Source organism: Cryobacterium sp. 10S3 (genome assembly GCF_034344045.1).
GTDB lineage: Bacteria > Actinomycetota > Actinomycetes > Actinomycetales > Microbacteriaceae > Cryobacterium > Cryobacterium glucosi.
This window is the reverse complement of sequence record NZ_CP133773.1, coordinates 2,455,450-2,469,260: the sequence shown is the minus strand read 5'-3', so window position 1 is coordinate 2,469,260 and position 13,811 is coordinate 2,455,450. Positions and strand designations below refer to the sequence as shown.

Here is a 13,811-nt window from a genome sequence, read left to right as displayed (position 1 = left end):
CCACAAGCTGCGATAATTAACAGGCCATGACCGGACCACAGAGCGCAGCCGAGAACGTCGTCGATGGACCGCAGAAGCGCAGGGTCACCGGCGTCGGACGCCTGCTGATCGCCGTCTACGGGCTGCTCGCGCTCGCCGCGACCGGGCGGTCGTTCGTGCAGATCGCCTCCAAGTTCGACCAGGCGCCGCTCGCGTACTCGCTGTCTGCGTTGTCCGCGGTCGTGTACATCGTCGCGACCATCGCGCTCGTGCGCAGCAGCGGCCGCTGGTACCGCGTCGCGTGGGTGACCATCTCCTTCGAGCTTCTCGGCGTGCTCGTCGTCGGCACCCTGAGCATCGTCGACCCCGCGCTCTTCCCGCACGACTCGGTCTGGTCGGTCTTCGGCAGCGGCTATCTCTTCATCCCGCTCGTGCTTCCGATCCTCGGGATGATGTGGCTCGTCCGCCACCGCCCTGCTCGTCCACAGGGCCCGGCACGACCACAGGGCCAGGCCGGTCGACAGGCCAGCTCGTGAAGGTCCTCTCCGGCATCGGCTCCCTCCCGCTCGAAACCGCCACCTCCGGCTCCGCGGTCACGATCGGGAAGTTCGACGGCGTCCACGCCGGCCATCGCGCCGTGATCGACCGGCTCAAAGACATCGCCGGAACGCAGGGGCTCACGGCGGTCGTCGTGACCTTCGACCGGCATCCGCTCGCCCTGCTCGCCCCAGAGAAGTGCCCGCCGTTCCTGATCAGCGCCGAGCAGAAGCTCCGGCTGCTCGCAGAGACCGGCGTCGACTGCACCCTCGTGCTCGAGTTCACCAGGGACCTCGCGAGCCTGCCGCCTGAGGTCTTCGTCGAGACCGTCCTCGTGAACGGACTGCACGCCCGGCACGTGCTCGTCGGCAGGGACTTCCGGTTCGGCGCGCACGGCGCCGGTGACGTGGCCCTGCTCACCGAGCTCGGCGCACGCTTCGGCTTCGCCGTAGACCTGATCGAGGATGTCAAGCCCGACCGGGTGCGCAGGGTTTCGTCGACCTGGATCAGGGAACTGCTCGCGAGCGGTGATGTGAGGGCTGCCGGCGAACTGCTCGGCCACACCCCGACCGTGCGCGGCGAGGTCGTGCACGGCGCGGCCAGGGGCCGCGAACTCGGGTTCCCGACGGCCAACCTCTCCGCGGAGTCCGAGGGGCTCATTCCTGCCGACGGCGTCTATGCCGGCTGGCTGACCGACGGCGCGGATCGTTACCCGGCCGCCATCTCGGTCGGCAACAATCCGACCTTCGACGGGGTCGCGCAGAAGCAGGTCGAGGCCTACGTACTCGACCGGGAGCTCGACCTCTACGGTCACGTCGTCGAGGTGTCGTTCGTCGACCGGATCCGCGGAATGGTCGCGTTCACCGGAATCGATCCGCTGATCCTGCAGATGCGGGCAGACGTCGACCAGATCCGCACTCTCCTCGCCGGCTCGACCCGCCACTGAAAGCGAGCGCGCTGCAGGGGCTCAGTGCTCAGCGCTCAGGGCTTAGGCCGCGGGGGAGCGCGGCCCGGTCGGTGTGAAGCCTTCCCGGCCGAAGAGGAAGAGCACGATGTTCACGGCCGTGCTCTCGATCACGGCTCCGCGCCCGACGCGCCAGCCGGCATCCGTCGCCACAAGCGTGCGGCGGCGCACGACCGCCTTGACCGGGGTGGGTGCCATCAGCGCCCGGCGCACGGCAACCGCGCCGAGCGCGACCGGCGAGACCTCAAGGGCCCTGCCGAGCGGATGCGCCAGGTCGAGTCCGTGGACGGCGACCTCCGTCAGTTCGGTGATGCCGTGCCGCCCCCGGGCGGTCACCCGCCCCGCGGCGTACTCGGCGGCGGTGGTCTGCAGCGACGCGATGAGCTCAGCCGGCTCTGCCTCGGCGGCCCGGCGGCTGAGGGTGTCGACGGCATGGTCCACACTCAGGTTCGGCAGTTGCTCCCGCAGTGCCGTCCACCCGGTGCCGAGCAGCTCCCGCGTCGGGGTCCCGACCCGCCAGACGAGATGCCCGGCCGCGTCGCGCACCCGCCAGCCGCCGCAGAGGCTCGGCGTCTCCCATTCCTCCGCGGAAAGCGTCTCAAGGATTCCGGCGATTCCGGTCAGGGTCGCCGCGATATCCGCGCTCCAGTCGGACGTCGTCCCGGTGTCGTCCACCTGGGGCTTGCGGCTGAACGGCAGGTACTGGGAAATGTCGGGCATGACGTCCAGCCTAGACTCGCCCGGTGAATAGACTTGGCCGGTGAACCCCACCCCGATCCGCGGTCTCTGGGCCGGGCGAACCCTCGCGCTTCTGGGTATCCTCCTCGTCGCGGCCAACCTGCGCACGGCGGTCGCGGCGCTGTCTCCGATCGTCCTGGCGATCAGCGTCGACGTCCCGCTCGGGGCGCTCGCCATCGGCGTGCTCGGCATGCTCCCGCCGGTCTGCTTCGCGGTCTTCGGCATCTCCACTCCCGTCTTCACGCGCCGCATCGGGCTCGAGCGGGTCGTTGTCGTCGCCCTTGTCGCAATCCTCGCCGGTCACCTCCTCCGTGGCAGCGCGGGTTCCCTGACCTGGCTCATCGGCGGAAGCATCGTGACCTTCGCAGGTCTCGGCGCCGGTAACGTGCTGCTGCCCCCGCTCGTCAAGAAGTACTTCCCCGACCGGGTCGGCCTCGTGACCTCCCTCTACGTCACGGTGCTGTCTCTGAGCACCCTCGTTCCGCCTCTCATCGCGGTCCCGGTAGCGGATGCCGCCGGCTGGCGGGTCTCCCTCGGCATGTGGATGATCCCCGCGCTCCTCGCCCTCGTGCCCTGGGCCACCATGCTCGTGCGGCACCGGATGTCGCAGAGCGCCCCGCCGGCGGTTCCGGAGGCCGAGCCGGTGCTGCTGGCCCGCATCGGCCGTTCTTCGATCGCCTGGGCGATCGCCGTCGTCTTCGGGACGTCGTCGCTCAACGCATACGCGCTCTTCGCCTGGCTTCCGCTGATGCTCACCCAGACCGCGGGGATCAGCCCCGGCCAGGCCGGGACGTTGCTCTCCCTCTACGCCGCCGTCGGACTGCCGTGCGCGCTCGTCGTGCCGTGGCTCGCCGTACGGATGAAGAACCTCAGCCTCCTGATCTACGTCGGAATGTTCGCCTTCATCGCCGGAGACGTGGGTCTCCTCCTCGCACCGGGCACGCTCACGGTTCTCTGGGTGCTGCTCGCCGGCCTCGGCCCGCTCTACTTCCCGCTCGCGCTCGTGCTGATCAACCTCCGTACGCGCACCCACGAGGGCTCCGTCGCGCTCAGCGGGTTCGTCCAGAGCGTCGGGTACACCCTCGGCGCCCTCGGGCCGCTTGTCGTCGGCGTTCTGCACCAGCTCACGGGGGGCTGGAGTTGGCCGATCTGGTTCCTGATCGCGACCGGCCTCGCCGTGGGCTTCGCCGCGCGCGTGATCGCCCGCCCGCATCTCCTCGAAGACGACCTCGACCGTTCCCGCTGACCACGTGGGCTGAGGTGTCGCATATCGACGTTCCTGGGCCACGGAACCTCGATATGCGACACCTCAGGAGGGAGTCGGGGGTCGCAGCAAGGCACCGATGCGGCTCTGCTCATGTGAGCAAGATTTCCCACAACAGTTGAGGCGTGCGTCGAGGCGTCCTACGCTGGATGGGGAGCCAACGGAGGACCGCGTGATCGATACAGACGAACTGCTGTCCATCCGCGCCGCCGAACTCTATTACGAAGAGAACAAGACCCAGGACGAGATCGGCGCCGTCCTCCGGCTCACCCGCTGGAAGGTCGGCCGGCTCCTTGCGCAGGCCAAGGCGAGCGGCTTCATCCGGATCGAGATCGTGCACCCGCGGGCCCGCCGCCTTATCGTCGAGCGTCGCCTGCGGGAACACACCGGGCTGAGCGACGCCGTCGTCGTCTCCGCAGCCGGCGTCTCCACCGACGAGGAACTGCAGTCCCGGGCGGCCCAGGCCGCCGCCGACTACCTCACTGCGCTCCGTCCTGTTCCGGCGACCCTCGGCATCAGCTGGGGCCGCACCCTGCACGAGGTGGCCCAGGGCCTGAAGCCCGGCTGGGCGCGCGGCGTCAACGTCGTGCAGATCAACGGCGGCGTCAGCCTCAACCGGCGGGAGGGAACGGCCGCGGCGACCGCGGTCACGATCGCGCAGAAAGCGCTCGGCTCCGCGACCCTGCTGCCGAGTCCCGCGATCCTCGAGCGCGTCGAAACCAAGCTCGCGATCGAATCCGACCGCGCCGTCGCGACGGTCCTCGACCTGGGCAGCGCGGCATCCGCCTACCTGTTCAGCGCAGGCCAGGCCGACGAGAATTCGGCGCTCGTCGACAGCGGCTACCTCACTGCCGACCAGGTCGCCGAACTCGTGCGCAAGGGCGCCGTCGGAGACATCGTCGGCCGGTACATCAACGCGGACGGCCATATCGTCGACCTCGAGCTCGACGAGCGGACCATCGGCATCCGGCTCGAACAACTGCGACGGGCACCGACCGCGATCGCCGTGATCGCGGGAAGCACCAAACACGCCGTCGCCCGCGCCATCGTCTCCAGCGGCCTCTGCACCGTGCTCGTCACCGACGAGGACACCGCCCTGGCCGTCCTGGGCGAAACCCACTGACCGGAACGCCCTCAGGCGCCCGGAGCCCCCGTGACACCCACCACCACCCTGCGAGGACATTTCATGACAAGCATCCCAGTGGTCGCGACCCAGCCGTCGACGAGGTCCCGTGCCCTCGCCCTCATCGGCGGCGAGGCCACAGACGCGAACCTCCGCCGCTACCTGCACGGGATCCCCGGGATCGACGCGGTCGGGCTCGAACAGCGTGCCGCCGCCCTCGGCACGCGCTCGATCAAGACGAGTTCGAAGAAGCGGGCGATCGACACGATCATCGGCCTGATCGACCTGACGACCCTCGAGGGCGCCGACACGCCGGGCAAGGTTCGTTCCCTCGTCGGCAAGGCGCTCACGCCAGACCCCGGTGACCCGGGCTGCCCCCGCGTCGCCGCCGTCTGCGTCTACGGAGACATGGTCCCGTACACCGTCGAGGCGCTCGGCTCCGCACACGCGGCCGGTCGCGACCAGGGCATCTTCGTCGCCTCCGTCGCCACCGCCTTCCCGAGCGGCCGCGCCTCCCTCGCGGTGAAGCTCGCCGACGTGGCCGACGCCGTCGCGGCCGGCGCAGACGAGATCGACATGGTCATCGACCGCGGGGCCTTTCTTTCCGGTCGTTTCGGCCAGGTCTACGACGAGATCGTCGCCGTCAAGGAAGCCTGCCGCCGCGCCGACGGCAGTGTCGCCCACCTCAAGGTGATCCTCGAGACCGGCGAACTCAACACCTACGACAACGTGCGCCGCGCCTCCTGGCTCGCCATCCTCGCCGGGGGCGACTTCATCAAGACCTCAACCGGCAAGATGCAGCCCGCGGCCACACTCCCCGTGACCCTCTCGATGATCGAGGTCGTGCGCGACTGGCATCGCCTCACCGGCGCGAGGGTCGGCGTGAAACCGGCCGGTGGCATCCGCACCTCGAAGGACGCCATCAAGTACCTCGTCGCCGTCGCCGAGACCGTCGGCGAGGACTGGCTCACGCCGAGCCTCTTCCGCTTCGGCGCCTCAAGCCTGCTCAACGACGTGCTGATGCAACGGCAGAAGATGCGCGATGGACACTACTCCGGCCCCGACTACGTGACGATCGACTGAAGGAACCACGATGAGCTTTCTTGACTACGCTCCCGCGCCGGAGTCCCAGGCGCTGCTGCACCTCCGCCCCGAATACGGACTCTTCATCGACGGCGAATTCGTCGCCGGCCGCGGCGAGCCCTTCCAGACCATCAACCCCGCGACCGAGAAGCAGCTCGCCATGATCGCACACGCCGACGCGGCGGATGTCGACACCGCGGTCGCCGCGGCCCGTCGTGCATTCGAACGGCGCTGGTCGACCCTTTCTGGCAGCGACCGCGGCAAGTACCTGTTCCGGATCGCACGTCTCGTGCAGGAGCGCGCCCGCGAGCTCGCCGTTGCAGAGACCCTGGACAACGGCAAGCCGATTACCGAAAGCCGTGACGTCGACATCCCCCTCGTCGCCGCCTGGTTCTTCTACTACGCCGGCTGGGCGGACAAGCTCGACCACGCCGGCCTCGGCGTCAACCCCGCGGCGCGGGGCGTCGCCGCCCAGGTGATCCCGTGGAACTTCCCGCTGCTCATGCTCGCGTGGAAGATCGCCCCGGCCCTCGCCGCGGGCAACACCGTCGTCCTCAAGCCGGCGGAGACCACCTCGCTCACCGCGCTCCTCTTCGCCGAGATCCTCCAGCAGGCCGAGTTGCCGGCCGGCGTCGTGAACATCGTCACGGGGGGCCGCGAGACCGGGCAGGCGCTCGTCGGCCACTCCGGCATCAACCTCGTCGCCTTCACCGGCTCGACAGGGGCCGGCAGGGCCATCGCCCGCGCCGTCGCAGGGACCGACAAGAAGATCATTCTCGAGCTGGGCGGCAAGGCGGCGAACATCGTCTTCGACGACGCTCCGATCGACCAGGCCATCGAGGGCATCGTCAACGGGATCTTCTTCAACCAGGGCCACGTCTGCTGCGCGGGCAGCCGCCTGCTCGTCCAGGAGAGCATCCACGACGAGGTCGTCGACCGGCTCAAGCAGCGCCTCTCGACGCTGCGCCTCGGCGATCCGCTCGACAAGAACACCGACATCGGTGCAATCAACAGCGCAGACCAGCTGAAGCGCATCACCGAACTGTCCGCCATCGGCGAGGACGAAGGCGCCGAACGCTGGAGTCCCGACTGCGACCTGCCGGAGAACGGGTTCTGGTTCCGGCCGACCATCTTCACCAATGTGTCGACGAGTCACCGCATCGCCCGCGACGAGGTCTTCGGCCCCGTGCTTTCCGTGCTGACGTTCCGCACCCCCGAGGAGGCGATCGCGAAGGCGAACAACACGCCGTACGGTCTCTCCGCCGGGATCTGGAGCGACAAGGGCAGCCGCGTCCTCGCCGTCGCCGACCGGCTCCGCGCCGGTGTGATCTGGGCGAACACCTTCAACCGGTTCGACCCCGCGAGCCCCTTCGGCGGTTACAAGGAGTCGGGCTACGGCCGCGAAGGCGGCCGCCACGGCCTCGCCGCGTACCTCCAGCCGGCGGGCAGCGCCGCAGTCGCCGCCGCCCGCCACGCCGTGGCCGTGGACGCCGATCATGCCGTCAAGCCGTCCGCAGCACGAAAGAAGGCCACCAAGTGACCCGCCTCGCCGTCCCCAAGACCTACAAGCTCTACATCGGCGGAAAGTTCCCGCGGAGCGAATCCGGTCGCGTCTATGCCGTGGCGACGCCGAGCGGCGACTTCCTCGCGAACGCGGCGCAGGCATCCCGCAAGGACGCCAGGGATGCCGTGGTCGCGGCACGCTCCGCCTTCGCGGGGTGGTCGCGTGCGACCCCGTACAACCGCGGCCAGGTGCTCTACCGCATCGCCGAGCTGCTCGAGGGCCGTCGCGCCCAGTTCGTCGAGGAGATCGTGCAGTCAGAGGGCGTGTCAGCGTCGGCCGCTGGCCGGCAGGTCGACGAGGCCGTCGACCGGTGGGTCTGGTACGCGGGCTGGGCCGACAAGTACGCGCAGGTCGCCGGCAATGCGAACCCGGTTTCCGGGCCGTACTTCAACATTTCCGTGCCAGAGCCGACCGGTGTCGTCGCTATCATCGCCCCGCAGTCCGGCGGGTCGCTGCTCGGTCTCGTGAGCGCCGTCGCCCCCGCCCTCGTCTCAGGCAACACGGTCGTGGTCGTCGCCGACGAAACCAGGCCGCTCTCGGCGATCACTCTCGGCGAGGTGCTCGCCACGAGCGACGTCCCCGGCGGGGTCGTCAACATCCTCACCGGGTCACCGGCCGAGATGGCGCCGTGGCTCGCGAGCCACGCCGACGTCAACGCGATCGACCTCCTCGGTGCCGGCGACCTCGACTGGGTGCACCTCGAGATCGACGCGGCCGAAACCCTCACCCGGGTGCTCCAGCCCGAATCCGGGGCGGATGCCGCGGCGCCCTCCCTCGCCCGGATCCTCGCCTTCACGGAGACGAAGACCGTCTGGCACACCAAGGGCCTGCTCTAGGCGCGGGGCTACTCCTCGTGGGGGCGGTCGGGGCCGTCCTCGCGCAGCAGGTCTTCGAGTGCCTGGTCGACCTCGTCGAGTTCGGGTTCCGTGCCCGCCGCGACGCTCGCGGCCGTGCTCGTCAGCCGCGCGACGAGCGCCTTCGGGTCGTCGAGGTCCGCTGACGTCGGCAGAAGGTCGGGGTGCGCCCAGAGCGCGTCACGACCGTCGTTACCGACGGCATCCGTCACGGCCTGCCACATCGCGGCGGCCTCGCGCAGCCTGCGCGGACGCAGCTCGAGCCCGACGAGGGTCGAGAACGCGGACTCGGCCGGACCACCCGAGGCGCGACGGCGCTTGACGGTCTCGTTGATGGCATCGGCGCGGGGGAGCCTGCTCGTGGCCTCGACGGTCACGACGTCGACCCAGCCTTCGACGAGCGCGAGCATCGTCTCGAGCCTCGCGAGGGCGGCGAGCTGGGTCTCCGACTTCGGCGGGATCAGCGATCCGTTCAGGATCGCCTGCCGCAGTTCCTCGGGGTTGGACGGGTCGAAGCCCTCGGCGAGTTCTTCGAGACGCCCTGAGTCGATGCTGATGTCGTGGGCGAAGTCGGTGATCGAGCTGATCAGCCGCAGGCGCAGCCAGCGCGAATGCCGGAACAGCCTGGCGTGGGCGAGTTCCCGCACGGCAAGGTAGATCTGAACCTGGTCGATCGGCACGTCGAGGTCTTCGCCGAAGGCCGCGACGTTCTGCGGCACGAGGGCGGCCTGCTGGTCGGTCATGAGCGGGATGCCGATGTCGCCTCCTGAGACGACCTCGCTCGCGAGCTGGCCGACGACCTGGCCGAGCTGCATGGCGAAGAGGGTGCCTCCGATGCTGCGCATCATCTTGCTCGCGCCGGCCATCATGCCCTTGAGCTCCTCCGGCGCCTGGTCGGTGAGGACCTTGGTCAGGGAATCGGAGATGCTGTTCGCGACCGGCTCCGCCAACTGGGTCCAGACCGGCATGGATTCCGTGACCCACTCCTTGCGGGTGAGAAGGCGCGGGACCACCGTGAGTTCGGCGATGTCGGTCACCTCGTCGAGCCAGAGCGCAGCAATGTGGAACGCCTGGTCGAGGGCGGCGTGCTCGGCGGGAGTCACCGAGACCTGGCTCTCGGCCGCCTTGTTCTGGCCCTGCGTGAGCGCTGCGTCCCAGCTGATGCCGCCCTCGCCGTTGCCGCGGAGGGCACCCTGCAACTGCTGCATGAGAGCGTTGATGCTGGCCGGGTCTGCCGGCAGGCCGGCGGCTCCGGCGAGCTGGCTCGGATCGATGGAGGACTTGCCCGACAGGATGTCGCGCAACATGTCCCGGAATTCGTCTTCCGGGTTGGGACCCTCGTCGGGTCGGGAGTCGTCGGGCACTTCAGGCACCTCTCAGTCGCTTGCTTCTACGCTAGTCCGAGACGCCCGGCCCGAACTGGGAAATGACCTACGCTGAGAGGTCTGGTGTCCGCTTGCCGCGAACGCCCGGCATAACCTGGAAGGAGCCCGGTGGCCCTCTTCACCGACGACCCGACGCCATCCGACTCCGGCACCACCTGGGAAGAGCGATCGCCGCGCTCCCGGCGGGCAAGCAAGGCCGGTTGGATCGTGCTCAGCATCGCCCTGGCCTGCGGCATCATCCTCGGCGTCACCCCGGCCCCATACGTGATCGAGAAGCCGGGCCCCGTCTACAACACCATCGGCTCGACCATCTCTGAGGACGGTGCGGACAGGCCCCTGATCACCATCGACGGCGCGGAGACCTTCCCGACCGACGGAACGCTGGACATGCTCACCGTGTCCCTCGTCGGCAACCCGGACAACCGCCCGAGCTGGCTCAAGGTCGCCGGAGCGTGGCTGGATTCCAGCCAGGCCGTCATCCCGATCGAGGCGGCGTTCCCCTCGAACACCACGACGCAGCAGCGCGACGAGGAGAACACCGCGCAGATGGTCAACTCCCAGCAGGATGCGATCGCCGCCGCCCTGACGAACCTCGGCTACACCTACCCGACGATCGTCTCGGTTGTTTCGCTGCCCGACGGTTCGCCGGCGACGGGCGTCCTCAAAGCGGACGACCAGATCGCCACCGTCAACGGCGCCGCCGTCACCGACATCGCCTCCCTCCGTGCCGCGCTCACGGCGAACGGCGCCGGCGTTCCGGCCACTGTCGGCATCGTGCGCGGCGGCGTCGCGCAGGACCTCACGGTCACCCCCGTCGACTCGGACGGCTCCGCGATCATCGGGATCAACGTGAAGACCGAGTATCAGTTCCCGTTCACGGTCACCATCCAGCTCGACCAGGTCGGCGGCCCGAGCGCCGGCATGATGTTCGCGCTCGGCATCATCGACAAGCTCACCCCCGGGCTCCTCCAGGGCGGCGAGAACGTCGCGGGCACCGGCACGATCGATCAGGCGGGCACGGTCGGCCCGATCGGCGGCATCCGCCAGAAACTCGCAGGCGCCCGGAGCGCCGGAGCAGACTGGTTCCTCGCCCCCGCGGACGACTGCGACGAGGTCACCGGGCACATCCCGGACGGTCTCACGGTCTTCTCGGTCACGACCCTCGACCAGGCACTCACCGCGCTGGACGCCATCAAGTCCGGGGCGGACACGAGCGCACTCCCGCACTGCCCCGTGCAATAACGGGGGATACCCCAGCGGCCTTGCAGGGAACTCTGAGCCGGCTTGGGGCCGGCTGGCAGGCCTGCTCCCAGAACCCCTGTCTAGAATGAGGCCTGACCGCCGATTTACAGACCAAGAGGCCCATTCGTGACGTCACAATCCACCGGAAACGCTCCTCGCAGGAGTCGTGCCCCCCTCGCCATTACGGCCGCCATCATCGCGGGGCTGGTGATCCTGTTCTTTGTGTTCGCCGGCCTGTACGCCGATGTGCTCTGGTTCAACCAGCTCGGCTTCCTGAGCGTACTGACCACCCAGTGGGCGGCAGGAGCCGCTCTCTTCTTCGTGGGCTTCCTCGCCATGGCGATCCCGGTCTTCGTCAGCATCCAGATCGCCTACCGGATGCGTCCTGTCTACGCGAAGCTCAACTCGCAGCTCGACCGCTACCAGCAGGTCATCGAGCCGCTCCGCCGCCTCGCCATGTACGGCATCCCCGCTCTGCTCGGCCTTTTCGCCGGCGTCGCGGCCGCCACCCGCTGGCAGGTCGTGCTGATGTGGCTGAACCGCACCGACACCGGCACCACCGATCCGCAGTTCCACCTCGACGTGTCGTTCTACCTGTTCGACCTGCCGTTCTTCCAGGCGTTCCTCGGCTTCGCATCCGCCGTCGTCCTCATCTCGGCCATCGTCGCGATCGCGACCACCTACCTGTACGGGTCGATCCGGGTCAGCGGCCGCGAAATCCTCGTGTCCAAGGCCGCTCGCGTCCAGATCGCCGTCACGGCGAGTCTCTACCTGGTCCTGCAGGCGCTCAGCATCTGGCTCGACCAGTATTCGACGCTCACCAGCACGAACGACCTGATCACCGGTGCCGGCTACACCGACACCCACGCCACCATCCCCGGACGGGCGATCCTCGCCGGCATCGCCGCCGTCGTCGCCATCCTCTTCCTCGTCACGGCGATCATCGGTCGCTGGCGCCTCCCCGTGATCGGCACGGCGCTCCTCATCGTGACAAGCCTCCTGCTCGGCTCCCTCTACCCGTGGGTCGTGCAGCGCTTCCAGGTCGACCCGAGCGCGAAGTCCCTCGAGGCCGAGTACATCCAACGGAACATCGATCTCACCCGGAACGCATACGACCTCTCCGGTGTCACCGAGGTCCCGTACAACGCGACGACGACCGCAGAGCCAGGGGCACTCCGGGCGGACGCGACGACGACCGCCAACATCCGGATCCTCGACCCGGCCCTCGTGAGCGACGCCTTCTCGCAGCTGGAACAGTTCAAGCAGTATTACCAGTTCCCGAAGAACCTCGATGTGGACCGGTACACGATCGACGGCAAGTCCCAGGACACCGTCGTCTCCGTCCGTGATCTCAAGCTGTCCGGGCTCAACGCCGGGAACACCTGGGTGAACTCGACGATCGTCTACACCCACGGGTACGGCGTCGTCGCGGCATACGGCAACCAGCGCTCGGCAGACGGCCAGCCCGTGTTCCTCGAGTCCGGCATCCCGACGACCGGATCGCTCGGAACTTACGAGCCGCGGATCTACTTCGGTGAGAACTCACCGACCTACTCGATCGTCGGAGCCGCGGCGGACAGCAAGCCCGTCGAGCTCGACTATCCGTCCGGCACCGATGGCGCCCAGCAGACCTACACGACGTTCACCGGCAACGGCGGTCCGAAGCTCGACAACGCGTTCAACAAGCTCATCTATGCGCTGAAGTTCCAGTCCGAGCAGATATTCCTCGCCAACGACGTCAACGACCAGTCGCAGATCCTCTACGACCGCGACCCCGTCACGCGCGTGCAGAAGGTCGCCCCCTACCTGACCCTCGACTCCTCCGCATACCCCTCTGTCGTCGACGGCCGGGTCAAGTGGATCGTCGACGGCTACACGACGAGCGCGGACTACCCGTACTCGACACCGGTCGGCCTGAGCGACGCCATCACGGACACCGAGACGCCCGCACAGCCGTTCGCGCTCGACAAGATCAACTACATGCGCAACTCGGTCAAGGCAACGGTCGACGCCTATGACGGCTCGGTCACCCTCTACGCGTGGGATACCACGGACCCGATCCTGAAGACGTGGCAGAAGATCTTCCCGTCCACGGTCAAGCCCATGAGCGATATGAGCGGCCAGCTGATGAGCCACGTCCGGTACCCGGCCGACCTCTTCAAGGTGCAGCGCCACATCCTGAGCCAGTATCACGTGACAGACCCCGGCTCGTTCTACTCGCACGACGACGCGTGGACGACGCCGAACGACCCGGTGTCGCCGTCGACGAACACGACTCTCCAGCCCCCGTACTACCTCACGATGCAGGTGCCCGGTTCGGAGAAACCGGCATTCACCCTGTACTCGACCTTCATCCCGGACGCGACGGGTACCACGAGCCGGAACGTGCTCACCGGGTACCTCGCCGTCGACTCGGATGCCGGCGCGACCGACGGAGTCAGATCGGCGGAATACGGAAAGCTCCGCCTGCTCACCCTGCCGAAGGCGAACACGGTGCCTGGCCCCGGCCAGGTGCAGGCGAAGTTCAACGCCGACCCGACGGTATCGACCCAGCTCAACCTGTTGAAGCAGGGCCAGTCGAAGGTGCTCAACGGCAACCTGCTGACGCTGCCCGTCGGTGGCGGGCTCCTGTACGTGCAGCCGGTCTACGTGCAGTCGACGGGTGAGACCAGCTACCCGCTGCTGCAGAAGGTTCTCGTGGCCTTCGGTGACCAGATCGCCTTCGAGGACACCCTGAACAAGGCGCTCGACGTGCTCTTCGGCGGCAGTTCGGGTGCGCAGGCCGGTGACACTTCGGTGCCGACCACCGGAACGACGACGCCGACGACAGGCGGCACCACGACACCCTCGACGACGACGGGCAACCCGGCAACGGATGCCCAGCTCCAGGCGCTCCTGGCCGTCGCCAAGCAGGCTATTGCCGACAAGCAGGCGGCGCTGACCGCCGGCGACTTCGCGGCCTACGGTGTGGCGGACAAGAAGCTCTCCGACACCGTCGCGAGCATGCTCGCCCTGCTGGGCCAGTAGCAGACAGCAGCACCGGCCGCGGACAGCATCCGTGGTCGTGACGGCCGGTTC

The 13,811-nt window shown here is 68.5% G+C and carries 11 protein-coding genes; 9 read left to right on the top strand and 2 right to left on the bottom strand.

What is annotated here, in order from left to right; genetic code table 11:
* The first annotated feature begins 26 nt into the window (after window positions 1-26).
* Both RHM57_RS11600 and RHM57_RS11595 read left to right on the top strand, forming a co-directional pair.
* Entirely contained in the window at window positions 27-515 is a 489-nt protein-coding gene (locus RHM57_RS11600; protein ID WP_134445853.1) for a hypothetical protein, read from the top strand.
* Complete coding sequence (locus RHM57_RS11595; RefSeq protein ID WP_241975390.1) at window positions 512-1,462, top strand: bifunctional riboflavin kinase/FAD synthetase; 951 nt, start codon at window positions 512-514, stop codon at window positions 1,460-1,462. The genes RHM57_RS11600 and RHM57_RS11595 overlap by 4 nt, the downstream gene beginning before the upstream one ends.
* A gap of 42 nt (window positions 1,463-1,504) precedes the next feature.
* On the opposite strand, the gene RHM57_RS11590 is transcribed toward RHM57_RS11595, so the two are convergent.
* Entirely contained in the window at window positions 1,505-2,200 is a 696-nt protein-coding gene (locus tag RHM57_RS11590) for a maleylpyruvate isomerase family mycothiol-dependent enzyme (protein WP_322188174.1), read from the bottom strand.
* 40 nt (window positions 2,201-2,240) lie between these two features.
* On the opposite strand from RHM57_RS11590, the gene RHM57_RS11585 reads away from it, so the two are divergent.
* The 5 genes from RHM57_RS11585 (at window position 2,241) to RHM57_RS11565 (ending at window position 8,088) form a co-directional block, all read left to right on the top strand.
* Window positions 2,241-3,464 carry an MFS transporter gene (locus RHM57_RS11585; RefSeq protein WP_322188172.1) on the top strand — a complete coding sequence of 408 codons (1,224 nt, stop codon included), beginning with the start codon at window positions 2,241-2,243 and terminating at the stop codon, window positions 3,462-3,464.
* Window positions 3,465-3,654: 190 nt separating this feature from the next.
* A complete protein-coding gene (locus RHM57_RS11580) occupies window positions 3,655-4,605 on the top strand; it encodes a sugar-binding transcriptional regulator (protein ID WP_134445850.1) in 951 nt (316 codons plus the stop codon).
* 63 nt (window positions 4,606-4,668) lie between these two features.
* Window positions 4,669-5,688: a deoxyribose-phosphate aldolase gene (deoC, locus tag RHM57_RS11575; RefSeq protein ID WP_134445849.1), complete on the top strand. Its 1,020-nt coding sequence runs from the start codon at window positions 4,669-4,671 to the stop codon at window positions 5,686-5,688.
* Between the two features lie 10 nt (window positions 5,689-5,698).
* Window positions 5,699-7,228 (top strand): aldehyde dehydrogenase family protein, encoded by a 1,530-nt coding sequence (locus RHM57_RS11570; RefSeq protein ID WP_322140906.1) that lies wholly within the window; start codon window positions 5,699-5,701, stop codon window positions 7,226-7,228.
* Entirely contained in the window at window positions 7,225-8,088 is an 864-nt protein-coding gene (locus RHM57_RS11565; RefSeq protein ID WP_134445847.1) for an aldehyde dehydrogenase family protein, read from the top strand. Before RHM57_RS11570 ends, RHM57_RS11565 begins: the two co-directional genes overlap by 4 nt.
* A gap of 8 nt (window positions 8,089-8,096) precedes the next feature.
* Here the strand turns inward: RHM57_RS11565 and RHM57_RS11560 are convergent, their stop codons facing one another.
* Window positions 8,097-9,470 (bottom strand): zinc-dependent metalloprotease, encoded by a 1,374-nt coding sequence (locus RHM57_RS11560; RefSeq protein WP_370294914.1) that lies wholly within the window; start codon window positions 9,468-9,470, stop codon window positions 8,097-8,099.
* A 129-nt stretch (window positions 9,471-9,599) separates the two neighbouring features.
* On the opposite strand from RHM57_RS11560, the gene RHM57_RS11555 reads away from it, so the two are divergent.
* Both RHM57_RS11555 and RHM57_RS11550 read left to right on the top strand, forming a co-directional pair.
* Window positions 9,600-10,733 (top strand): PDZ domain-containing protein, encoded by a 1,134-nt coding sequence (locus tag RHM57_RS11555; protein WP_241975389.1) that lies wholly within the window; start codon window positions 9,600-9,602, stop codon window positions 10,731-10,733.
* A gap of 126 nt (window positions 10,734-10,859) precedes the next feature.
* Window positions 10,860-13,760, top strand: a complete 2,901-nt coding sequence (locus RHM57_RS11550) for a UPF0182 family protein (protein ID WP_174774617.1) — start codon at window positions 10,860-10,862, stop codon at window positions 13,758-13,760.
* Window positions 13,761-13,811 lie beyond the last annotated feature (51 nt).

Bases quoted from the DNA above. Each gene is read 5' to 3' on its own strand.
- RHM57_RS11600 (WP_134445853.1), top strand. From the start codon at position 27: ATGACCGGACCACAGAGCGCAGCCGAGAACGTCGTCGATGGACCGCAG.
- RHM57_RS11590 (WP_322188174.1), bottom strand. From the start codon at position 2,200: ATGCCCGACATTTCCCAGTACCTGCCGTTCAGCCGCAAGCCCCAGGTG.
- deoC (WP_134445849.1), top strand. From the start codon at position 4,669: ATGACAAGCATCCCAGTGGTCGCGACCCAGCCGTCGACGAGGTCCCGT.
- RHM57_RS11570 (WP_322140906.1), top strand. From the start codon at position 5,699: ATGAGCTTTCTTGACTACGCTCCCGCGCCGGAGTCCCAGGCGCTGCTG.